Source organism: Acidisoma sibiricum (genome assembly GCF_057837225.1).
The window spans coordinates 2,388,024-2,408,057 of sequence record NZ_CM174445.1; the positions used below are offsets into that span (position 1 = coordinate 2,388,024).

General features: G+C 63.8%; 20 protein-coding genes. 10 read left to right on the top strand and 10 right to left on the bottom strand.

Annotation, left to right across the window (positions count from 1 at the left end; genetic code table 11):
- The first annotated feature begins 29 nt into the window (after positions 1-29).
- Positions 30-2,036 (top strand): CocE/NonD family hydrolase, encoded by a 2,007-nt coding sequence (locus AC3G7M_RS11290; protein WP_489212016.1) that lies wholly within the window; start codon positions 30-32, stop codon positions 2,034-2,036.
- An 8-nt stretch (positions 2,037-2,044) separates the two neighbouring features.
- Here the strand turns inward: AC3G7M_RS11290 and AC3G7M_RS11295 are convergent, their stop codons facing one another.
- Positions 2,045-2,710: a pyridoxamine 5'-phosphate oxidase family protein gene (locus AC3G7M_RS11295; RefSeq protein ID WP_489212018.1), complete on the bottom strand. Its 666-nt coding sequence runs from the start codon at positions 2,708-2,710 to the stop codon at positions 2,045-2,047.
- An 83-nt stretch (positions 2,711-2,793) separates the two neighbouring features.
- Here AC3G7M_RS11295 and pdxR point away from each other — a divergent pair, with 83 nt between their 5' ends.
- Positions 2,794-4,197 carry a MocR-like pyridoxine biosynthesis transcription factor PdxR gene (gene pdxR, locus AC3G7M_RS11300; protein ID WP_489212019.1) on the top strand — a complete coding sequence of 468 codons (1,404 nt, stop codon included), beginning with the start codon at positions 2,794-2,796 and terminating at the stop codon, positions 4,195-4,197.
- On the opposite strand, the gene AC3G7M_RS11305 is transcribed toward pdxR, so the two are convergent.
- Positions 4,194-4,775: a TetR/AcrR family transcriptional regulator gene (locus tag AC3G7M_RS11305; RefSeq protein WP_489212021.1), complete on the bottom strand. Its 582-nt coding sequence runs from the start codon at positions 4,773-4,775 to the stop codon at positions 4,194-4,196. The two genes, pdxR and AC3G7M_RS11305, sit on opposite strands and share 4 nt — an antisense overlap.
- Before the next feature lie 164 nt (positions 4,776-4,939).
- Here AC3G7M_RS11305 and AC3G7M_RS11310 point away from each other — a divergent pair, with 164 nt between their 5' ends.
- Both AC3G7M_RS11310 and AC3G7M_RS11315 read left to right on the top strand, forming a co-directional pair.
- Complete coding sequence (locus AC3G7M_RS11310) at positions 4,940-5,881, top strand: SDR family NAD(P)-dependent oxidoreductase (protein WP_489212022.1); 942 nt, start codon at positions 4,940-4,942, stop codon at positions 5,879-5,881.
- 239 nt (positions 5,882-6,120) lie between these two features.
- Positions 6,121-6,534, top strand: a complete 414-nt coding sequence (locus tag AC3G7M_RS11315; RefSeq protein ID WP_489212023.1) for a hypothetical protein — start codon at positions 6,121-6,123, stop codon at positions 6,532-6,534.
- A gap of 132 nt (positions 6,535-6,666) precedes the next feature.
- Here the strand turns inward: AC3G7M_RS11315 and AC3G7M_RS11320 are convergent, their stop codons facing one another.
- Together AC3G7M_RS11320 and alr are read right to left on the bottom strand one after the other, a co-directional pair.
- On the bottom strand, positions 6,667-7,917 hold the full coding sequence (locus tag AC3G7M_RS11320) for a D-amino acid dehydrogenase (protein WP_489212025.1): 1,251 nt from the start codon (positions 7,915-7,917) through the stop codon (positions 6,667-6,669).
- A 22-nt stretch (positions 7,918-7,939) separates the two neighbouring features.
- Complete coding sequence (gene alr / locus AC3G7M_RS11325) at positions 7,940-9,067, bottom strand: alanine racemase (protein ID WP_489212027.1); 1,128 nt, start codon at positions 9,065-9,067, stop codon at positions 7,940-7,942.
- Between the two features lie 130 nt (positions 9,068-9,197).
- Here alr and AC3G7M_RS11330 point away from each other — a divergent pair, with 130 nt between their 5' ends.
- Positions 9,198-9,662 carry an Lrp/AsnC family transcriptional regulator gene (locus AC3G7M_RS11330; RefSeq protein ID WP_489212028.1) on the top strand — a complete coding sequence of 155 codons (465 nt, stop codon included), beginning with the start codon at positions 9,198-9,200 and terminating at the stop codon, positions 9,660-9,662.
- Positions 9,663-9,667: 5 nt separating this feature from the next.
- Here AC3G7M_RS11330 and AC3G7M_RS11335 read toward each other — a convergent pair whose 3' ends face one another.
- The 3 genes from AC3G7M_RS11335 to aptA form a co-directional block, all read right to left on the bottom strand.
- Positions 9,668-10,117 carry a GNAT family N-acetyltransferase gene (locus tag AC3G7M_RS11335; protein ID WP_489212030.1) on the bottom strand — a complete coding sequence of 150 codons (450 nt, stop codon included), beginning with the start codon at positions 10,115-10,117 and terminating at the stop codon, positions 9,668-9,670.
- Positions 10,114-10,506, bottom strand: a complete 393-nt coding sequence (locus AC3G7M_RS11340; protein WP_489212032.1) for a tautomerase family protein — start codon at positions 10,504-10,506, stop codon at positions 10,114-10,116. Before AC3G7M_RS11340 ends, AC3G7M_RS11335 begins: the two co-directional genes overlap by 4 nt.
- 120 nt (positions 10,507-10,626) lie before the next feature.
- On the bottom strand, positions 10,627-11,958 hold the full coding sequence (gene aptA, locus AC3G7M_RS11345) for an omega-aminotransferase AptA (protein ID WP_489212034.1): 1,332 nt from the start codon (positions 11,956-11,958) through the stop codon (positions 10,627-10,629).
- A 146-nt stretch (positions 11,959-12,104) separates the two neighbouring features.
- Between aptA and AC3G7M_RS11350 the strand changes: the two genes are divergently transcribed.
- Positions 12,105-12,653 carry a cupin domain-containing protein gene (locus AC3G7M_RS11350; RefSeq protein ID WP_489212035.1) on the top strand — a complete coding sequence of 183 codons (549 nt, stop codon included), beginning with the start codon at positions 12,105-12,107 and terminating at the stop codon, positions 12,651-12,653.
- A gap of 25 nt (positions 12,654-12,678) precedes the next feature.
- Here AC3G7M_RS11350 and AC3G7M_RS11355 read toward each other — a convergent pair whose 3' ends face one another.
- Positions 12,679-13,572 (bottom strand): LysR family transcriptional regulator, encoded by an 894-nt coding sequence (locus tag AC3G7M_RS11355; RefSeq protein WP_489212036.1) that lies wholly within the window; start codon positions 13,570-13,572, stop codon positions 12,679-12,681.
- A gap of 203 nt (positions 13,573-13,775) precedes the next feature.
- Between AC3G7M_RS11355 and AC3G7M_RS11360 the strand changes: the two genes are divergently transcribed.
- The 4 genes from AC3G7M_RS11360 to AC3G7M_RS11375 are packed head-to-tail and all read left to right on the top strand — an operon-like array spanning position 13,776 to position 16,340.
- Positions 13,776-14,180, top strand: coding sequence for a (R)-mandelonitrile lyase (locus AC3G7M_RS11360; protein WP_489212037.1), 405 nt, complete (start codon positions 13,776-13,778; stop codon positions 14,178-14,180).
- A gap of 22 nt (positions 14,181-14,202) precedes the next feature.
- Complete coding sequence (locus tag AC3G7M_RS11365; protein ID WP_489212038.1) at positions 14,203-15,192, top strand: aldo/keto reductase; 990 nt, start codon at positions 14,203-14,205, stop codon at positions 15,190-15,192.
- Between the two features lie 15 nt (positions 15,193-15,207).
- Entirely contained in the window at positions 15,208-15,972 is a 765-nt protein-coding gene (locus AC3G7M_RS11370) for an SDR family NAD(P)-dependent oxidoreductase (RefSeq protein WP_489212039.1), read from the top strand.
- Between the two features lie 14 nt (positions 15,973-15,986).
- Positions 15,987-16,340 carry a tautomerase family protein gene (locus tag AC3G7M_RS11375; RefSeq protein ID WP_489212040.1) on the top strand — a complete coding sequence of 118 codons (354 nt, stop codon included), beginning with the start codon at positions 15,987-15,989 and terminating at the stop codon, positions 16,338-16,340.
- Here the strand turns inward: AC3G7M_RS11375 and AC3G7M_RS11380 are convergent.
- Positions 16,268-17,425: a tetratricopeptide repeat protein gene (locus AC3G7M_RS11380; RefSeq protein WP_489212041.1), complete on the bottom strand. Its 1,158-nt coding sequence runs from the start codon at positions 17,423-17,425 to the stop codon at positions 16,268-16,270. The genes AC3G7M_RS11375 and AC3G7M_RS11380 overlap by 73 nt on opposite strands.
- A 547-nt stretch (positions 17,426-17,972) precedes the next feature.
- Positions 17,973-20,021, bottom strand: coding sequence for an FAD-dependent oxidoreductase (locus AC3G7M_RS11385; RefSeq protein WP_489212042.1), 2,049 nt, complete (start codon positions 20,019-20,021; stop codon positions 17,973-17,975).
- Positions 20,022-20,034 lie beyond the last annotated feature (13 nt).

The following is a 20,034-nucleotide window of genomic DNA, read 5'->3' on the forward strand; positions in this document are numbered from 1 at the left end:
CCGTGTCGATCGCTCAAGAGAGAAAACTGATGAATGTAACGGTGACCGAGCATCTGTGGGTGCCGCTCAGCGACGGCACGCGGCTCGCCGCGCGTCTATGGTTGCCCGATGGCGCGGACGCCCAGCCCGTGCCGGCCATCCTCGAATATATTCCCTATCGCAAGCGCGACGGAACGCGCGCGCGGGATGAGCCCATGCACGGGTTTTTCGCCGCCCGTGGCTACGCCGCCATTCGCGTCGATATGCGCGGGTCAGGCGAATCAGACGGTCTGCTGGAGGACGAATATCTTAAACAGGAGCAGGATGACGCGCTGGAGGTGATCGCCTGGCTGGCGGCGCAGACCTGGTGCTCGGGCGCTGTTGGCATGATGGGCAAAAGCTGGGGCGGCTTCAACTGCCTGCAAGTCGCCATGCGGCGGCCGCCGGCCCTGAAGGCGATCCTCACGGTCTGTTCCACAACCGACCGCTTCGCGAATGACATCCATTACATGGGCGGTGGCCTGCTCAACGACAATCACTGGTGGGGGGCGATCATGCTCGCCTTCCAGGCGCGGCCGGCGGACCCGCTGCTGCGCGGGGAGGACTGGCGTGCGGAATGGATCAAGCGCCTCAACCACATGCCCTTCTGGCCGGCGCTGTGGCTCGCGCATCAGCGGCGCGACGCCTATTGGCAGCATGGTTCGGTCTGCGAGGATTGGCATGCGATACAATGCCCCGTCCTGGCGGTCGGCGGCTGGGCCGATAGCTACACCAATGCGGTGCCGGAGTTGCTGGAGAATCTGAAGGTGCCGCGCCTCGGCATCATCGGCCCCTGGGCGCATATCTATCCGCAGGACGGCGTGCCGACGCCCGCCATCGGCTTCCTGCAGGAAGCGACGCGCTGGTGGGATCATTGGCTGAAGAGCGAGGATCGCGGCATCATGGCGGAGCCCATGCTGCGCGCCTTCGTGGAAGACGGGCAAAGCCCTATCTCCTCCACCAAGCCTGTGGCGCTCGGGCGCTGGCGCGGTGAGGCCGCCTGGCCCAGCCCCGCGATTGCGGACAGGCCGTTCTTTCCGCAACTGAGCGGCGGCCTTGCTGCCAGGGCAGATGCGGGCAGCTGCGCGATCCGCTCGCCGCTTTATACCGGCACGGCCTGCGGCGAATGGATGGGCACCGGCGTCATCGGCGATATGCCGGGCGATCAGCGCGGCGACGATGGGCTGTCGCTCGTGTTCGAGACGGAGCCCCTGGCCGAGGATATCGAAATTCTTGGCCATCCCGTGGCGGACTTTCTCGTCAGCAGTGACAAGCCGCTGGCGCAGATGGCCGTGCGGCTCTGCGATGTCTCACCCGATGGCGCCAGCCAGCGTATCAGCTATGGCGTGCTCAACCTCGCCCATCGCGACGGCTCGGCAGAGCCAAAGCCGATGCCGGTGGGGGAGGCGACCCCCGTGCGGCTGCGGTTGAAGATCTGCGGTCATCGCTTCGCCGCAGGCCATCGCATCCGCTTCGCGATCTCGACAGCCTATTGGCCCATCCTATGGCCGGCGCCGGACGCCGCGACGCTGACCATCAACCTCGCAGGCAGCCGTTTCACGCTGCCGGTCCGGGCGCGCGATGCCGCCCGGATTCCAGTCGCATTTGAAGCGCCCGCGCATGGGCCTTTCGCACCCATCACGCAACTTAGCCAAAGCCGGCTCGCCCGCAGCGTCACCATCGACACGCTGACCGATACCGCGACCTATGTGACGGTGGGGGAGGGCGGCCTTTTCGGTGAGGGCGTCTTCCGCTTCGACGACATTGACCTGATGGAAGACCACGGCCTTACCCGCACGCTCACCGTGCAGGCGGATGATCCGCTATCGGCGCGTTCCGCAATTTCCCAATATTTCGCGCTCGGCCGCGACGGCTGGCGCATTCGCATTGAGACGGAGACGGAGATGACGGGCACGGTGGACGTGTTCCGCATGACGGGCACTGTTCGCGCCTTCGAGAACGGGGAACTGGTCGTGCAGCGGGTCTACGACCAGTCATTCCCGCGGGATCACTTGTAGGAGGCCGTTCAGCGCAGCCGGCCGGAGGCGATGAGGTCCGCGAGCGGTGCGGGCAGCACGCAATCGGCAGGCAATTCCGGCGCCGGCTGGGCTGCGCCCAGTTGGGTCCGCATCGGAATGACGCCGGCCCAGACGGGCACGTCGCTTTCCGCCGCGTCACCCGGCGGCCCGCTGCGGGTTTTCACGGCGGCGTCCTCAATCTCCATCCACAGCACCGAAGTCGCCTTCAGCTCCTGCGCCGTCATCGGCCGCAGCGTCTCCCATCGTCCGGGGAACAGCCCTTCGGTGAAATCGCGCAGTGCCTCGGCCGCCTCCGTCGTGTCCTCGACCAGGCGCGCGGTGCCGAAGGCCATGACGGAGCGGTAATTCACCGAGTGATTGAAGGCCGAGCGTGCGAGGACAAAACCGTCCATCAGGCTGACGGTGAGGCAGACGGGCATGTCTGCGGACGCCCGCAGAAAACGGCTGGCGGCGGAACCGTGCCAGTACAGCCGGTCGCCGACGCGCCAATGGAGGGTGGGCGTCACATAGGGCGCGCCATCGATGACATAGCCGACATGGCACAGCGGGGCGGCATCCAGCACCGCATAGACCGCGTCCTTGTCGTAGCTGCCGCGGTGATGTTCACGACGGACGCGGTTGCGGCCGGTGACGGGAAAAGCAGTGTCGGACATTGGTCAGGCTCCTTATGCCTTCGCAGATTGCCGCGTCTTTGGTATGGTAGCTAACGCCAGTTCTAACAAAATGAGCAGACCAGTTGGCGTCAGATGCCAAGACAGCCCTCATCGCCATCGACCGCGCAGCGGGCGATCTGGAAGGCCAGCTCTACCGCGGTCTGCGGTCGCGGATTCTGAGCGGGGCTTTGCGCGCCGATTCGCGTCTTCCCTCCACCCGGCAGTTGGCTGTCTCGCTCGGTCTCGCGCGGTCCACGGTTGTCCACGCCTATGAGCGGCTGAAGGCCGAGGGCTTTCTTGCCAGCACGGCGGGCGGGGCCAGCCGGGTGGCTTCCATTGCCTCACCGATCGCGGGCACGCCCACGGTTCTGCCGCCGCGTGCGGTCGCGCCCCTGCCGCTGCTGCCCTTGACGCCGGGCGTGCCGGATCTCGCCTCCTTTCCGGCCGCCATCTGGGCGCGGATGCTGGCCACGCATGCGCGCCGGGTCTCTGGCGCTGATCTCGGCTACGGCGCGCCGCTGGGCCTGCCCGCACTGGCCGAGGCGATCCTCGCCCATATCGCGGTCAGTCGCGGCGTGGTGGCCGGCGCCGACCAGCTCATTCTGTTTCCCTCCACCCGGTCCGCCATCGCGCTGCTGGCGCGTGTGGCCCTGCGGGGGGCGCGGCCCGACCAGCGTGCCGCCTGGATCGAAGAACCGGCCTATTTCAGTGCCCGGCAGATTTTGCAGGATGCGGGTGCCGAGCTTGTCCCCGTGGCCGTGGACGATGCCGGCATGAAGCTTGACCTCGCATCAGCCAGGCCCGCGCCGCGGCTGATCTATGTGACACCCTCGCACCAATACCCGACCGGCGTGACCATGACCCTGGCGCGGCGGCTGGCCTTGCTCGCCGCTGCGCAAAAGGCCGGCGCGCTTATTCTGGAAGACGACTATGACAGCGAATTCCAGTTCGACGGCCGGCCGCTCGCGGCCTTGCAGGGGATCGATCAGGCGGGGGTCGTGGCCTATCTCGGCACGCTGTCGAAGGTGCTGGCGCCGGGCGTGCGGCTTGCCTATGCCGTGGTGCCGCGTCACTTGCTGGATGCCGCACAGCAGGCCGTGCGGATGCTGGGCCTGTCCGTGCCGATCCATATCCAGGCGGCGTTTCTGGAGTTTCTGCGCGATGGCCATTTCCGCGCCCATATCCGGCACATGACGCCGGTCTATGCCGGTCGCATGGCGGCCTTCCGCGACGCTGTGCAGCAGTGTTGCGGAGACAAGCTTGAGCCCGGCCCCGGCACCGGCGGCTTGCAGCTTGCTGTGTGGTTCAAGGACAGAACGCAGCATGACGTGGCTGTGGCCGAGGCGCTCCGCGCGGCAGGCTACGGTCCGCAGGCGCTGTCCAGCATGCATCTGGGGCACGGGCGGCCTGGCCTGCTTTGCGGCATCGCCGGTCTGGCGGAGAGCCTGGCCGTGCCTGCTGCCCGCGCCATTGCGGCTGCCCTCTAGCGGGCCTCTGTTCGCTTCAGCCCGGCGATCAGAATATCGACCACCCGCAAGGCGGCGGCCTGCCAGTCCGGGCTGGGGCTGCTATAGGCGACGCCGACCAAAGCCAGAAGCAGGTCGGATGCTTCAGCATCCGGCCGCACCGCGCCCGCGGCCTTGCAGCGATCCACGAGCAGCGTGATGGCGTTGAGGATGAGCGGACCTGACGCGGCATACAGTGCGGTCGTGCCGCCCGGCATGGCATTCAGCGCCGAGGCCATCACCTTCTTGGCGGCGATATAATCGACCAGCAATTCCATCCAGGCGCGCAGGGCGTCCAGCGGCGGATGGCTTTCCAATAGGGCGGCGGCGGCGGCGGCCAACTGCCCAACCCCGCGCCGGTAGACATCGGCGATGATGGCGTCCCGGTTCGGGAAATGGCGATACAGCGTGCCGATGCCGACGCCTGCGCGGCGCGCGATCTCCTCCAGGCTCACGTCGCTGCCGAGTTCCGTGAAGGTGGCGGCCGCCACTTCCAGCAGCTTTTCCCGGTTGCGCTGGCTGTCGGCGCGCGGCTTGCGGGTGGGGGCTGGACCGGTCACGGCGAAATCTCTCTTGCTAAACGGAGGAACCCTCCGTATAAAAAGCGGAGACATCCTCCGTTTATATCATGCGTGCCTTCCAGGCAAAGGTTTTGCCGATCATCGGGCGCATGCGGCGGATGTACCCCCCGGGTCTCAGTGAGACCGGACAACAGGAGGCCAAGATGGCTCAACACTTTGGTGCGACTTCGACGACGGATGACGTGCTGGCGGGCATCGATCTTGCCGGCAAGCATGTGCTGGTCACGGGTGTTTCGGCCGGTCTCGGTGTCGAAACGGCCCGGGCGCTGGCGGCCCATGGCGCCGAGGTCATCGGCACGGTGCGCGATGTGGAGAAGGGGCAGCGGGCGACGGCGGGCATTCCCGGCATCACGCTGCTGCAGATGGATCTGGCCTCGCTTGCCAGCGTGCGCGCGGCGGCGGACAGGCTGGTGGCAGACGGCAAGCCGCTGGACCTCATCATCGCCAATGCTGGAATCATGGCCTGCCCGAAGAGTTTTACGGCGGATGGGTTTGAGATGCAGTTCGGGACCAATCACCTGGGGCATTTCGTGTTCGTGGGTCGCATTGCCTCTCTGCTGCAGCCGGGCGGGCGGCTCGTCAATCTGGCCTCCTCCGGCCATCGCTTTTCGGACGTGAACCTGGAAGACCCGAATTTCGAGCATACCGAATACACCGAATTCGGCGCCTATGGCCGGTCGAAGACCGCGAATATCCTCTTCGCGGTGGAATTCGACCGCCGTCACAAGGCGCGGGGCGTGCGGGCAGCGGCCGTGCATCCCGGTGTCATTCAGACGGAGCTTGGCCGCCATCTGGGTCAGGAAGCGATCGAAGGACTGGTCAAGCAGCTCGAGGAGCAGAACCGTGCTGCCGGGCTGCCGCCCTTCCAGTGGAAGACGATTCCTCAGGGGGCTGCGACCTCGGTTTGGGCCGGTGTCGTGGCACCCGCGGAAGAAGTCGGCGGCCTCTATTGCGAAGATTGCCATGTGGCGGAACCGAGCGATGGACCGCAGATCATGGGCGGCATCCGGGCCTATGCGCTTGATCCTGACAATGCGAAGGCACTCTGGGCGAAAAGCGAAGAGATGGTCGCTGAGCGTTTCTAAAACCGGTGACGGGCGGCGGCTGTCACGCCGTCGCCTTTCGTCAGCGGTAGGGGGCTGACGCAGACCAAACCCCTCATAGAATGCTGTAAAGGCCCGGCGCATCGCGCGGATCGTCTCCGGTGCCCTGGTGCCGCGGGCGCGATGGAGACGCTGCCCCGAAAGTTCACGACAGGCCTCCGGCCTTGTCGAAGCAATTAAACTATGCTTGTTACTAATAAAATAAAAATTGGGACCGTATAATGAGAGCCTGTCTGTCCTTATCCGGGCTCGGGCTTCTGTCCCTTTTTTTAAGCGCCTGTGTCGACAACCATGAATCCGTCAGTGTTCAGACCATCGCTGGAAACTCCTGGTTACCAGGAGCACAGTGTCAGCTCCATAATAAGAAGGGCACTTGGTTCGTCACAACGCCAGGGTCCGTCAGCGTGCATCTCGGATCTGAAAATCTCGACATTGAATGCACGAAAGATGGATTTGTTCCGGCAAACGAAATGGTGAAGTCTTCGGTCAACATGGAAGCCGTACTGCTCAATGGGGCTATCGAGTCGACGGTTAGCGGGTCGGCCTGGACCTATCCGCAGATGATAACAGTGCCCATGCAACCTGTTGCTGCATTGGCGCCCAAGGTCACCGACACACCAGTCGTCGGATACTGAGCGAACAGCCGATTTACTCCGGGGGAGAGCGGCGGAAAGCCTGCGTGAACCTGTCCCCTCACTCCCCGGACGTGACCGACCCTTAGCTGGACCGGAAGGCTGACGGCGCTGGTCTGTGGCGCCGCCTTTCCGTCAGTGATAGCGGGCGATCGCGTAATCTTCGCGCGCCAGATCGGTCTTCTGACCGCCGATGACCTGCGCGATATGGCGGGCCGAGCCGCAGCTCATGGTCCAGCCCAGCGTGCCATGGCCGGTATTGAGATAAAGGCCGGTGATCGGAGTCTCGCCGATCACCGGTGTCCCGTCCGGCGTCATCGGCCGCAGGCCCGACCAGTAGCTGGCTTTGGACAGGTCTCCGCCGGGGAACAGGTCGCTGACCGAATATTCCAGCGTGCGCCGCCGGGCCGCCGGCAGATCCGTGGTGAAGCCGGAAATCTCCGCCATGCCGCCGACACGAATGCGATCACCCAGCCTGGTAATGGCGATCTTGTAGGTCTCGTCCATGACGGTCGATTCCGGGGCAAGCCCGGCATCGACAATCGGGATCGTCAGCGAATAGCCCTTCACCGGATAGACGGGCAGTTTCAGGCCGAAGCGGCTGAGCAGCAATGGGGAAAAACTGCCGAGACAGACGACGACGGCGTCCGTCGTGATGGTGCCCCGGTCGGTCGCGACCGCTTCCACCTTGCCGCCTGAAGCAACGACTTCTTTGATGCTGCTGCCGAAGACGAAGCTGACGCCAAGCGCTTTGGCTTTTTCCGCTAGAGCATTGGTGAATTTGAAACAGTCGCCGGTTTCGTCTTTCGGCGTCAGCAACCCGCCCTTGATCTTGTGGCGCACCTGGGCAAGCGCGGGCTCCACGCGGATACAGCCCTCTGTGTCGAGCACCTCATAGGGAATGCCGTCGGCGGCCAGCGCCTTCACATCCTTGGCTGATGCCTCAACCTGCTCGTCTTTACGGAAAAGCTGCAGCGTGCCCTGCATGCGCTCATCATAGGCGATGCCGGTCTCGGCCCGCACCTCGGCCAGCGCTTCGCGCGACAGATCGGCCAGGCGAAGCATGCGGCCCTTGTTGACCGCGTAACGCGGGCCCGAGCAATTGGCGAGCATCTTGAGCAGCCAGGTAATCATCGCCCAATCGGGCTTGGGCCGCAGAATGAGCGGCGCATGCTCCATGAACAGCCATTTCAGCGCCTTCTGCGGAATACCCGGCGCGGCCCAGGGGCCGCAATAGCCGAAGGACACTTCGCCCGCATTGGCAAAGCTCGTTTCCAGCGCCGGACCTGTCTGCCGGTCCACGACCGTCACGTCATGCCCGGCTTTGGCAAGCTGATAGGCCGTGGTGACACCGACCACACCGGCGCCGAGAACAGTGATCTTCATGCTGCGTCCAAAGGTCAGAGTGTCAGCGATAGTCCCGGCGGTAGCGATGGCCGAGGCTGGTGAGAATTTCGTAGGCGATGGTGCCGGCATCGGCCGCCAGCATTTCCAGCGTCTGGCTGGGGCCGATGACCTCGACCAGGCTGCCGAGATCCAGCGCGTCCTCGGGCAGGTCCGAAATATCGACCGTCATGCTGTCCATCGAAACACGGCCGACGATGGGCAGGCGCTGGCCTTGAAAATAGACGGCGCCGCGCCCGCTGAGCGACCGCAGCAGCCCGTCCGCATAGCCTGCGGCGAGAGTCGCGAGCCGTGTCTCGCCGGTCGTCACATGGGTGCCGCTATAGCCGACCGCCGCTCCGGCGGGCACGCTGCGGGTCTGCACGACGGCGATGGAGAGGCTGACGACCGGCTCCATCGGGTTGGCGGCCCCGGCATGCGGCGCGCCGCCATAAAGGGCCACGCCCGGGCGGGCCAGGGCGCCGTGGTAATCCGCCCCCATCAGAATGCCGCCGGAATTGGCGAAGCAGAGCGGAATCTCGGGGAATTCTGCGGCGACCTTGCGCATCTCGGTCAGCTGGCCGGCATTCTGGGCGCTGCCCGGCTCATCCGCCGAGGCGAGATGGCTCATGACATACAGAATCTCGATCTCCGGCATCTCAGCGATGGCGGCATGCAGCGCTGCGCGGTCTGCGGGCGCGAAACCCAGGCGGGACATGCCGGTATCGAATTGCAGCACGGCCGGCAGGCGGCGGCCTTCAATCTTCCCCTGGGCCTGCCAGCGACCGAGCTGGGCGAAGGAATTGATGACGGGCGTGATATGGGCCGCGGCGACAGCCGCTTCCGCGCCCGGCAGCAATCCGTTGAGCACGAAAATCTGCGCGTCATCGGGCAGATGCGGACGCAGCGCGATCGCTTCACCGGCCTGGGCCACGAAGAAATGCCGGCATCCGGCCTCCACCAGCGCTTCGGCAACACGGACGGCACCCAGGCCATAGGCGTCAGCCTTGACCACGGCGGAAACGCGGGCCGGGGCGGCGAGGGCCACCAGCCGCTGGTAATTGCGGCGCAGCGCGGCAAGATCGATCACCAGAGTGCCGGGATAGCCCGCGGTTTCGGCATTCATCAGCGTGCGCCAGTCGATACTGTCCATGGCTGTTGCGATCCGGTCTGTGTTCCTGCAGGTTAGGACAATAAACGCGGAAATTCCGACGAATCTACGCTTGATTATGCGAATGAACCGTGCCGATTAGACGGAACTGCGACAGTTTGGAAGATTCTGCATGTCCTCCGTCGATGCCATAGACCGCAACATCCTGCGCCTGCTGCGGGTCAATGCCCGCATGAGCAATGCGCAGCTGGCCGAGGAGGTGGGCCTCTCCCCCTCGGCCTGCCTGCGGCGGATCAGATTGCTGGAAAATGCCGGCGTCATCCGCGGCTATACCGCGCTGGTCGAAACGGGGGCCGCCGAGCAGGGTATTGCCGTGCTGATCAATATCACTTTGGAGCGGCAGACCGAGGAATACCTCAACCGCTTTGAGCTTGCTGTCCGCAAGCATCCTGAAATCCAGGAATGCTATCTGATGACCGGCGGGTCGGATTACTTCCTGCGCGTCGAAGTTGCCAATGCCGGCGCCTTTGAGCGCATCCATAAGGAAGTGCTCTCGACCCTTCCCGGCGTCTCCCGCATCCATTCCAGCTTTTCGATCAAGAATGTCCTCGCAACCCGGCCTAAGGGCCGGCGCTGAAACGCCTATGCCGCCCGATAGATGTCGGCCTTCAGAATCTCCATGAAACGGCCCGGCGTGCTCAGCGGCTGAAAGCCGAACTGGCTATAGAGGCCATGGGCGTCCGCGGTCATCAGCAGGTGGCGCCGCAGTCCCTGCAAGTCAGGATGCGCTATGACGCTCTGCATCAGGCATTTGGACAGGCCCTGACCGCGATGGCTTTGCAGCACGAAGACATCGGCGACGAGAGCGAAGGTCGCCTTATCCGTGATGACGCGGGCGAGGCCGGCCAGGGCCTTTCCCTGGTAGAGACCGAAGCACAGCGAGTTCTCGACGGCACGTTGCACGACATCGCGCGGAATGCCGCCCGCCCAGTAGCTGTCTTCGTTCAGAAAGCGATGGATGGCATCAAGGTCGAGCCGCGCGGGATCGGTTGAAATCTCATAGCCCGCAGGAAGAATGTGGGAAGGGTTCATAGATCCCCTTCCACGAACTGCGCGCGGCCCAGGCCGAAGGACCAGTCATCATCCGTGTTCTGCACGAAGGAAATCATCACGTCCGTCGCTTCAATGCCGCAGCCGGCCTTCAGATCGGCGCAGAAATTGGCATAGAACGTGCGTTTCTCATCCTGCGTGCGCGGGCGGGAGACGATTTCCAGCAGCACGAAGTTTTCTGTCCGCGGAATCCCAAGGCCGGTATCCTGGGCGATGAAATGCGTCGGCTCGTGTTCCTGCACGATCTGGTAGCGGTCGCGCGGTGGCACGCCGAAGGAGCGCACCATGCTGTCATGCGCGGTATCGAGAAACAGCTTCAGCGCGTCGGGGCTGCGGCTGCCCTTGACGATGTGGAATTTCATCAGCGGCATCGTACTATCCTTGAAACGACAGGCTTCGCGCGCCGGGTGTTGCACCGGCGCGGCTGGGGACTTCGCTATATGGGAGTGGCCAGGACCGGCCGCGAGGGGGCCGGTCCTGCTGAGCGTAAATTAGGCGGCGCGCTTCAGCGCGTCACCCAGGATGGAGACGATGGTGCCGATCTGCGCGCGCTCAATGATGAGCGGCGGGGAGAGGGCGATGATATCGCCCGTCACCCGCACGAGCAGACCCTTGTGGAAGCAGTCGACGAAGACGTCATAGGCGCGGGTGCCAGGGGCACCGGTGCGCGGGGCGAGTTCGACGGCGCCGACCAGGCCGAGATTGCGGATATCGATGACGTTCGGCAGGCCCTTGAGGGAATGCAAAGCGGCCTCCCATTCGGGCGCAATCTCAGCCGCGCGCGTCAGCAGGCCTTCTTCCTCATAGATTTCCATGGTCGCCAGGCCCGCGGCGCAGGCCACGGGATGGCCCGAATAGGTATAGCCGTGGAACAGCTCGATGGCGTTCTCCGGCCCGGTCATCAGCCCGTCATAGACATGGCGGCCGGCGAAGACCGCGCCCATCGGCAGGCTGCCATTGGTGATGCCCTTGGCGGTGGTGACAAGATCCGGCACCACGCCGAAGAAATCCGTCGCGAACGGCGTGCCCAGGCGGCCGAAGCCGGTGATGACTTCGTCGAAGATCAGCAGGATGCCGTGCTTGCTGGCAATGGCGCGCAGACGTTCCAGATAGCCTTTCGGCGGCAGGATGACGCCGGCCGAGCCCGACATCGGTTCAACCACCACGGCGGCGATCGTCTCGGCGCCATGCAGTGCGACCAGACGCTCCAGATCATCGGCCAGATCCGCACCCTGTTCGGGCATGCCCTTGGTGAAGGCGTTGCGCTCCACATCCAGCGTGTGGCGCATATGGGCTGCCGGGATCTGCGGAAAGACGCGGCGGTTGTTGACGAGACCACCGACCGAGATGCCGCCGAAGCCGACACCGTGATAGCCTTTTTCGCGCCCGATGACGCGGGTGCGCGTGCCCTGGCCGATGGCGCGCTGATAGGCGATGGCGATCTTCAGCGCGGTATCGATCGATTCGGAACCGGAACCGGTGAAGAAGATGCGGTCGAGCTTCGCCTCCGGCCCGCCCGGCGCCATGGAGGCAAGCTTGGCCGCGAAGTCGAATACGATCGGGTGGCCCATCTGGAAGGTCGGCGCGAAATCCAGGCTCATGAGCTGGCGCTGCACAGCGTCCGCAATCTTGCGGCGGCCGTGCCCGGCATTGCAGCACCACAGGCCGGCGGTGCCGTCCAGGATCTTATTGCCGTCGACATCGGTGTAATACATGCCCTCAGCCCCGGCGAGCAGGCGGGGGGCCGCCTTGAACTGCCGGTTGGCGGTGAAGGGCATCCAAAAATTGTCGAGAACGGGCGCGTTGGGGGTGATGTGATTCATGGAGGGCTCCGATACAGATTTCCAGTCATCGCGCCTTTCGCTCCCGCAAAACAAGACCCTTTCTTCTATCCTGTAACCCATTGAAAAGGCGCGACGGGTAGGGGTAAGTGTTCGGTATCTCGAACAGCCGAAACGGGAGCTATGCGGTGACGGTCGATATCGGTGGCAGGCTTCGCTACCTGCGCATGGCGCACAACCTCTCGCAGCGGGAATTGGCCAAGCGGGCGGGGGTGACGAATTCCACCATTTCGCTGATTGAATCGAATGGCACCAACCCGTCGGTCGGTGCGCTGAAGCGCATTCTCGACGCGATCCCGATCGGATTGGCCGAATTCTTCTCCTTCGAGCCGGATCGGCCGCGCCAGGCTTTCTATACCGCCGAGGAGCTGATCGAAATCGGCAAGGGACCGATCTCCTATCGCCAGGTCGGCCACAATCTCTTTGGCCGTGCCTTACAGATTTTGAAGGAGTGCTACCAGCCCGGCGCCGATACCGGCAAAATCCTGCTGACCCATGAGGGCGAGGAGGGCGGCATCGTTCTGTCTGGCCGGCTGGAAGTGACGGTCGAGGATGAGCGCCGCATTCTGGGACCGGGCGACGCCTATTATTTCGACAGCCGCCGCCCGCACCGCTTCCGCTGCCTTGGGGCCACTCCTTGCGAAGTCATCAGCGCCTGCACGCCGCCAAGTTTTTGACAGTGCATCCGCCACCGCCGGGCCTTCAGCTCCGGTAGCGAAGCGCCTCCATCAGCAATGAAAAGGCCGGCGAGGACTGGCGTCGGCTCGGGTAATAGAGATGGTATCCTGTCCAGAGCGGTGACCAGTCCTCCAGCACCTGGATAAGGCCGCCCGAGGTCAGATAAGGGCGCGCCAGGTCCTCCGGCACATGCGCGAGGCCGAAACCTTCGACCGCCGCATCCAACACGCCGAAGACGCTGTTGAAGACCAGCCGCCCTTCGACGCGTACCTTCAGCTCCAGCCCGTCCTTTTCCAATTCCCACGGATAGAGCCCGCCATAAGTGGGCAGGCGCAGGTTGATGCAGGGATGCTGCGGCAGTTCCTGCGGCGTTGCAGGGGCCGCGCGGCCTGTGAAATACGACGGAGACCCGACAACGATGAAACGGATGTCGGGCGCGATGCGCACCGCGATCATGTCGCGGGCAACCTGCTCGCCCAGACGAATGCCGGCATCATATCGTTCGGCCACGATATCGGTGAGGCCATAGTCCAGCGAGACCTCGACATTGATATCCGGGTAGGCCAGCAGAAACCGTGTCAATTTTGGCCACAGCACGGTTTTGGCGGCGTGATCGCCCGCCGTGATGCGGATGGTGCCGGCCGGCTTGCCTCGCAGCGAGCGTAGCGCGTCCAGTTCCTCCTCAATCTCTCTGAGGCGCGGGCCAACACTCTGCAGCAGCCGCTCGCCCGCGGGCGTAGGAGAGACGCTGCGGGTGGTGCGGACCAGCAGCCGCAGGTCGAGACGTTCCTCGAGCTGGCGGATTGTCTGGCTCAAGGCCGGTTGCGAGACGCCGAGCTTGGCGGCTGCTTTGGTGAAGCTGCGCTCCGTCGCGACGGCCAGGAAGGCGACGAGGTCGTTCATGTTATTCTGGGCCATGCGCGGTCATGCCTTTCCCGTCACCGGCGGCCCAGGATCGCCGCTCTGCGTCGTTTTTGCGCCAAGGTTCCTGTCCCGCTTCTATTCATAAGGCCTGCCTATAAACCTATGTGGATTATTACGCCTAATGCTGTCCAGCCACCCGTCCTAGATAAGAGGCTGAGAGGCCGCCTGGCCGCCGCTGAAGCAAAGGGGACAGACGAATGAAGATTACACGCAATGGCACGCAGCCCTCCGGCAAGGGGCCGGCCGACTGGTTCACGGGCACCGTCCGCATCGATCCGCTGTTCCAGGCTGAGGAGCCCGCGCGCGGGGCGGCGGCCTGCGTCACCTTCGAGCCGGGTGCCCGCACCGCCTGGCATACCCATCCGCTGGGCCAGACCCTGATCGTGACCGCCGGCTTCGGCCGGGTACAGCGTGAGGGTGGCCCGATCGAGGAGATTCGCCCCGGCGACGTCGTCTGGTTTCCGCCGGGAGAGAAGCATTGGCATGGCGCAAGCCCGGCCACGGCGATGACCCATATCGCGATCCAGGAGAAGCTGGACGGCAAGGTCGTGGACTGGATGGAGCATGTGACCGACGAACAGTATCAGGCTGACGCCGCCTGATCGCGTCCTGGGAGAGGAGCCTATGATGCGGACGCGCCAGCTTGGGAACAGTTCCCTCATCGTTTCGGCCCTTGGCCTTGGCTGCATGGGGATGAACCATCATCGTGGCCCGGTGGCGGATAAAACTGCGATGATTGCGCTGATCCATGACGCAATCGGCCGCGGCGTGACCTTTTTCGATACCGCTGAGGTCTATGGCCCTTTCACCAATGAGGCTTTGGTGGGGGAAGCGCTGGCGCCGTTCCGGCAGAAGGTCACGATCGCAACCAAGTTCGGCTTCGATCTCGGCCCTGGCGGCACCGGCGGGCTCAATAGCCGGCCGGACCGCATTCGCGAGGCAGCCGAAGGGTCGCTGAAGCGGCTGCGGGTGGAGACGATCGACCTTTTCTACCAGCACCGCGTCGATCCCGCAGTGCCGATCGAGGATGTCGCCGGCACCGTGAGGGACCTGATCGCTGAGGGCAAGGTGCGGCATTTCGGCCTGTCAGAGGCGGCGGCGGAAACCATCCGTCTCGCCCATGCCGTGCAGCCGGTCGCGGCCGTGCAGAGCGAATATTCGCTGTGGTGGCGGGAGCCCGAAGCCGAGGTGCTGCCGCTCTGCGGGTCTTTGGGCATCGGATTTGTGCCCTACAGCCCGCTCGGGCGGGGGTATCTCACCGGCACGATGGATGAAACCACGACCTTCGGCGGCAATGACAACCGCAGCACGCTGCCCCGGTTCACGGCCGATGCGCTGAAGGCGAACCGCCCGGTGGTCGATCTGCTCGAAGAGATTGGCAGACGCCATGGTGCGACCCCGGCGCAGATCGCGCTTGCCTGGCTCCTGGCGCAAAAGCCTTGGATCGTCCCTATTCCCGGCACGACCAAACTGCACCGGCTTGCGGAGAATATCGCGGCCGCCGAGATTGTCCTGTCATCCGAAGAACTTGCTAAAATGGATGCGGCCGTGGCGAAGATTGCCGTAGCAGGTGATCGCTACCCGCAGTCGGAAGCCGCGCGCACGGCGCGCTAGACAACGGATTCACAGATGAATATCGCCTTTGATGGAAAGGTCGCGCTCGTCACGGGCGCGGCCTCCGGCCTCGGCCTTGCTACGGCCAAAGCTTTCGCGGCCTCCGGCGCTGCGGTGGCACTCGCCGACTGGAACGAGACAGCCGTACATGAAGCGGCCGAGACGTTATCGGCAAAGGGCTACAAAGTCGTGGCCATTCAGTGCGACGTCGCAGATGACGCGGCCGTTGAAGCCATGGTGGCACGGACCGTCGAAACCTTCGGCCGGCTTGATGTCGCCTACAATAATGCCGGCGTCCAGAACGTGCTGGCCGAAACAGCCGATGCCACGGGGACAGATTATGACCGGGTGATGGGCATCAATCTTCGCGGCCTGTGGAGCTGCATGAAATTCGAGCTGGCACAGATGCGCCAAAAAGGCAGCGGCGCCATCGTCAATTGCTCGTCCCTGGGCGGGCTGGTGGGCGGGGCTGAGCGCGGCATCTACCATGCGGCCAAGCACGGCGTGGTGGGCTTCACCAAAAGTGCCGCTCTCGAATATGCCGCGCGGGGTATCCGCATCAACGCCGTCTGCCCTGGCCTCATCTGGACGCCCATGGTCGACCAGATGGTCGCGGACGGCCAGGGCGAGCAGCTGAAGGGGATGGAGAAGGCGGTGCCGATGGGGCGCGTCGGCCGCCCGGAAGAGATTGCGGATGCGGTGCTATGGCTCAGCAGCGACGCCGCAAGCTACGTCACCGGCCAATCCATTTCGGTGGACGGCGGCTTCATCATGCGGTGATGGTGGAAACCACCATGCCGCATATCATTGTGAAACTGGCTGCGGGTCGCGGGGGTCCGCAGAAGGCTGAACTCGCCAACGCCTTGGCAGAGGTGGCGATTGAGACGCTGACGCTGGACCCGGCAACCATTTCGGTGGCGATTGAGGATGTGAGACCCGAAGATTGGGTCGAAGACATCTACAAGCCGGAGATTCTCGTCAAGTGGGACGAGGTTTATCGGAAGCCCGGCTACGGTCCGCTAGAACCGGCGTCCCGCGAGCGCCCGTGCCGGGGCGCTCGCGGATGGCGTGACGATTATTCGCCCTGCTGCTGCTGTTGCTCTTCTTCCTGCTGCTGTTGTTGTTCCTCTTCCTCCTGCTGTTGCTGATACTGCTCCTGCTGTTCCTGCTGCTGCTGGTATTGCTCCTGCTGTTCCTGCTGCTGTTGTTCCTGCTGTTGCTGATATTCCTCGTCGCGCTGCTGCTGGTCTCTCTGCTGCTGCTGCAACTGCTGCATATATTGCTCCTGCTGGAACTGCTGCTGCTGCGCGTCGCTATCGTCTTGCTGGTTCTGATCGGATGTCGGGGTGGGCGCCGGATTGTTCGGGTAATAGACGGGGGCGGCTGGCGCCTGACCGGGGCCGGTCAGACTTTTCAGCGCGTTTTGTGCATTCACATCACCCTGCGCAGCAGCCTTCTGATACCAGCTCGCAGCCGCAGACGTGTTTTGGGGAACGCCCTGGCCATGCTCATACAATGACCCAAGGGCGGTTTGCGCATGCATATCGCCCTGATTGGCGGCCTTGGTGAATAGAAATGCGGCCTGATCATAGTCCTGCTTCACGCCCTGGCCGTTCTGATACAATATGCCAAGGTTGGTCTCTGCCATCGCGTCGCCGCTGGCTGCGGATTGTTGGTAAAAAGCTGCAGCCTTGGCGTAATTCCGCTTGACGCCCTGGCCGCCACTATAGAGCACGCCCAAATCGTAATCCGCATCCAGATTGCCCCGGTCGGCGGCCTTTTGCCACCAATAGGCGGCTTTAGCGGCATCCTGCGGTACCCCTTCACCTTTGTAATAGGCGTAGCCAAGGGAGTACAGGCCCCGTGGATCTCCCCCATCGGAGGCCTTGCGGAACCAAGCAACCGATTGCGCTAAATCCTTCGGCACGCCGGTTCCATAGTAGTAGTCGTCCCCTATATTTGCCTCACAGGCTGCGTTGCCCTGGGCGGCCGCCTTCAGACACCATGCATGCCCATTCGTGTAGTCTTTGATGGCGTAATAATAATGTGCCAGCTTATGCTCGGCTTCGGGATCGCCGGCCTGTGCTGCTGTTTGCAGGACCGCAAGGTCTTTGGCCGAGAGGGTTGGGGTGGTCGCAGCGGCTTGTCCCGGTTGCGCCGGCATCTGGCATGCTGTGAGCGCGATGAGTGCGCAGCCGCAGGCAGCGGCCGAGAGGGATAGGCTCGTCTTCATCGTAATCTCCTGCGTCACGGATCGTCCGCCATGCAGGTGTCAACCGCATGGCTCAACCGATCCTTGGTCAATGGGCCAATGATCTGGATCGACCCAATCTATGGCGGGCATGACTGGTTCCCTGTCCTGTCGCACGCATTGCGTCAGCGCGATCCAGACTCTATTGCTAAATCGAGACAATATGAGCTGGCGATGGCGTCATGCGACGATGGTGATAGGATAACCTGCTTGCCGTTGGACGTCCGGTCAGTGTCATTTTTATGCCATCGGCGTTTGCCGCGATCCCTCAGGAATCAGCACAAGCTGAAGGCCAGTTGAACGATTTTGTTTCCACAATGTGGAAGCTTTATGGCGAAGCGCAGGGTGTAATTGCGCTCAGACAATGTGGTCATCATCTCCTATTGCGAACGAGATCATGAGCACCACACCATTACGAATTGCGCAACCTACAAAGATGCGCTTTGCGCGCCGTGGCCAGACACGAAAAAGTGAATTTCTGCGACGGTGGCGACCGCAGCCAGTGACGGCCCGCCGTTGATGCCATGCGCTACAGCTCTTTTGCGAATCTCAGCCCATCATAGATCGCGGCATGGATATTGCGGCTGGCGACCGCATCGCCGATGCGGAACAGCCGAAACTGACCGAAGCTGTTGCGTATATCCGTCTGCGGTTGCCCGGCCACCAGAGCCTCGTAATCGACCGCACCGAGATTGACGGAATGGGGCTTCAGCGCCTCATACAGCGTCTCATCCGGCAGGGTTCCATGGTCCACCACGACCTGATCGACATGCCTGTCGTGAACGGCCGCGCCATAGTCGCTGCCGACCGCCGCCACCAGTTCATTGCCCGCGCGCCGCACTGATAGCAGGCGGCTGTTGATGGTGATGCGCACGCCATGCTGCTGAAAGCGGCGGGCGAAGGCCGCGTGGTTCAGGCCGCCCATTTCGGGTGCGAAGAAGCGTTCCGGCGTCACGATGTCGACCGCGGAGCCAGCTTCCGCCATCATCTCGGCCGCCTGCATCGCGGGGTAGGCGCCATTGTCGTCAAATACCAGCACGCGGTCCGCGGGCTTGACCTGGCCCGAGAGAATATCCCAGGCGGAGACAACATATTCATTGCCGGATGTCAGAACATCCGTATGCGGCAGGCCGCCGGTCGCGAGAAAGACGATATCCGGCGTGAAGGCGAGCACATCCTCAACTTCGGCGAAAACGCCGAAACGAATCGCGGCGCCCAGCCGCGCCAGCTCCTGCATGCGCCAGTCGATGATGCCGATCAGATCACGACGGCGGGCGTGGCGTGCGGCGAGCAGCACCTGGCCGCCGGGCCGGTCGGTCGCCTCCCACAGCGTGACCTGCTGGCCACGTTCGGCCGCCACGCGCGCGGCTTCCAGCCCCGCCGGGCCGGCACCCACCACCAGCACGCGCTGGCCGGGCATGGGGCTTTTCGCAATCACATGCGGCATCGACGCTTCCCGCCCGGTGGCGGCGTTGTGGATGCAAAGCGCGTCCTGCCCTTCATAGATGCGGTCCAGGCAATAGGTGGCACCGACACAGGGGCGGATGCGATCTTCCTGCCCGTTCAGAATTTTCTGGACGATATGCGGGTCGGCGATATGGGCGCGGGTCATACCGACCATATCGAGCTTGCCTTCGGCAATGGCGTGGCGGGCGGTCGCCACATCCGCAATGCGGGCCGCGTGAAACACCGGAATGTCGGCAGCCGCGCGCACCTCTCCCGCGAAATCGAGACTGGGGGCTGAGCGCATGCCCATGAGCGGGATGACGTCGACCAGGGCATTGTCGGTGTCGATATGGCCGCGAATGATATTGAGGAAATCGACCATGCCGCTGGCCTTGAAGCGGCGCGCAATCTCAATCCCGTCGCGGCGGGTCAGGCCGGTGCTCCAATCCTCCTCGGCCACCATGCGCAGGCCGATGATGAAATCGGGGCCGACGGCAGCCCGCATCGCGTCCAGCACGCGGAGCGAAAAGCGCATGCGGTTATCCAGCGTCCCGCCATAGGCATCATCGCGCTGATTGGTGGCGGGCGACCAGAATTGGTCCATCAAATGCCCATAGGCTTCGATCTCAATCCCATCCAGCCCGGCCGCCTGCATGCGCTGGGCAGCGGCCGCGTAATCGGCGATGATGCGCTCGATATCCCAGTCCTCGGCCGCTTTCGGGAAGGCGCGATGCGCCGGCTCCCGCACGCGCGAGGGCGCCAGCACCGGCAGCCAATCCGCCTTGTTCCAGCCCGTGCGACGGCCAAGATGGGTGAGCTGTATCATCACCGCTGCGCCGTGTTCATGGCAGGCGTCGGTGAGTTGTTTCATCCAGGGCACGATCTCATCCCGATAGGCGAGAAGATTGCCGAAGGCGGCCGGTGAATCGCGCGAGACGATGGCAGACCCCGCCGTCATGGTCAGCGCGATGCCGCCGCGCGCCTTTTCGACATGATAAAGCCGGTAGCGGTCCTTTGGCATGCCGTCTTCGGAATAGGCGGGCTCATGCGCCGTGCTCATCACCCGGTTGCGCAAGGTGAGATGCTTCAACTGAAAGGGCTGTAGCAGCGGATCGCGGTCTCTGTCGGCCAAGGTCGTTATCCAG

Coding starts and splice junctions, on each gene's coding strand:
- AC3G7M_RS11375 (WP_489212040.1), top strand. CDS start 15,987: ATGCCGCATATCATTGTGAAACTGGCTGCGGGTCGCGGGGGTCCGCAG.
- AC3G7M_RS11295 (WP_489212018.1), bottom strand. CDS start 2,710: ATGTCCGACACTGCTTTTCCCGTCACCGGCCGCAACCGCGTCCGTCGT.
- aptA (WP_489212034.1), bottom strand. CDS start 11,958: ATGAATCACATCACCCCCAACGCGCCCGTTCTCGACAATTTTTGGATG.
- AC3G7M_RS11365 (WP_489212038.1), top strand. CDS start 14,203: ATGATGCGGACGCGCCAGCTTGGGAACAGTTCCCTCATCGTTTCGGCC.
- AC3G7M_RS11315 (WP_489212023.1), top strand. CDS start 6,121: ATGAGAGCCTGTCTGTCCTTATCCGGGCTCGGGCTTCTGTCCCTTTTT.
- AC3G7M_RS11320 (WP_489212025.1), bottom strand. CDS start 7,917: ATGAAGATCACTGTTCTCGGCGCCGGTGTGGTCGGTGTCACCACGGCC.
- AC3G7M_RS11360 (WP_489212037.1), top strand. CDS start 13,776: ATGAAGATTACACGCAATGGCACGCAGCCCTCCGGCAAGGGGCCGGCC.
- AC3G7M_RS11380 (WP_489212041.1), bottom strand. CDS start 17,425: ATGAAGACGAGCCTATCCCTCTCGGCCGCTGCCTGCGGCTGCGCACTC.
- AC3G7M_RS11330 (WP_489212028.1), top strand. CDS start 9,198: ATGTCCTCCGTCGATGCCATAGACCGCAACATCCTGCGCCTGCTGCGG.
- AC3G7M_RS11335 (WP_489212030.1), bottom strand. CDS start 10,117: ATGAACCCTTCCCACATTCTTCCTGCGGGCTATGAGATTTCAACCGAT.
- alr (WP_489212027.1), bottom strand. CDS start 9,067: ATGGACAGTATCGACTGGCGCACGCTGATGAATGCCGAAACCGCGGGC.
- AC3G7M_RS11370 (WP_489212039.1), top strand. CDS start 15,208: ATGAATATCGCCTTTGATGGAAAGGTCGCGCTCGTCACGGGCGCGGCC.
- AC3G7M_RS11310 (WP_489212022.1), top strand. CDS start 4,940: ATGGCTCAACACTTTGGTGCGACTTCGACGACGGATGACGTGCTGGCG.
- AC3G7M_RS11355 (WP_489212036.1), bottom strand. CDS start 13,572: ATGGCCCAGAATAACATGAACGACCTCGTCGCCTTCCTGGCCGTCGCG.
- AC3G7M_RS11340 (WP_489212032.1), bottom strand. CDS start 10,506: ATGCCGCTGATGAAATTCCACATCGTCAAGGGCAGCCGCAGCCCCGAC.
- AC3G7M_RS11290 (WP_489212016.1), top strand. CDS start 30: ATGAATGTAACGGTGACCGAGCATCTGTGGGTGCCGCTCAGCGACGGC.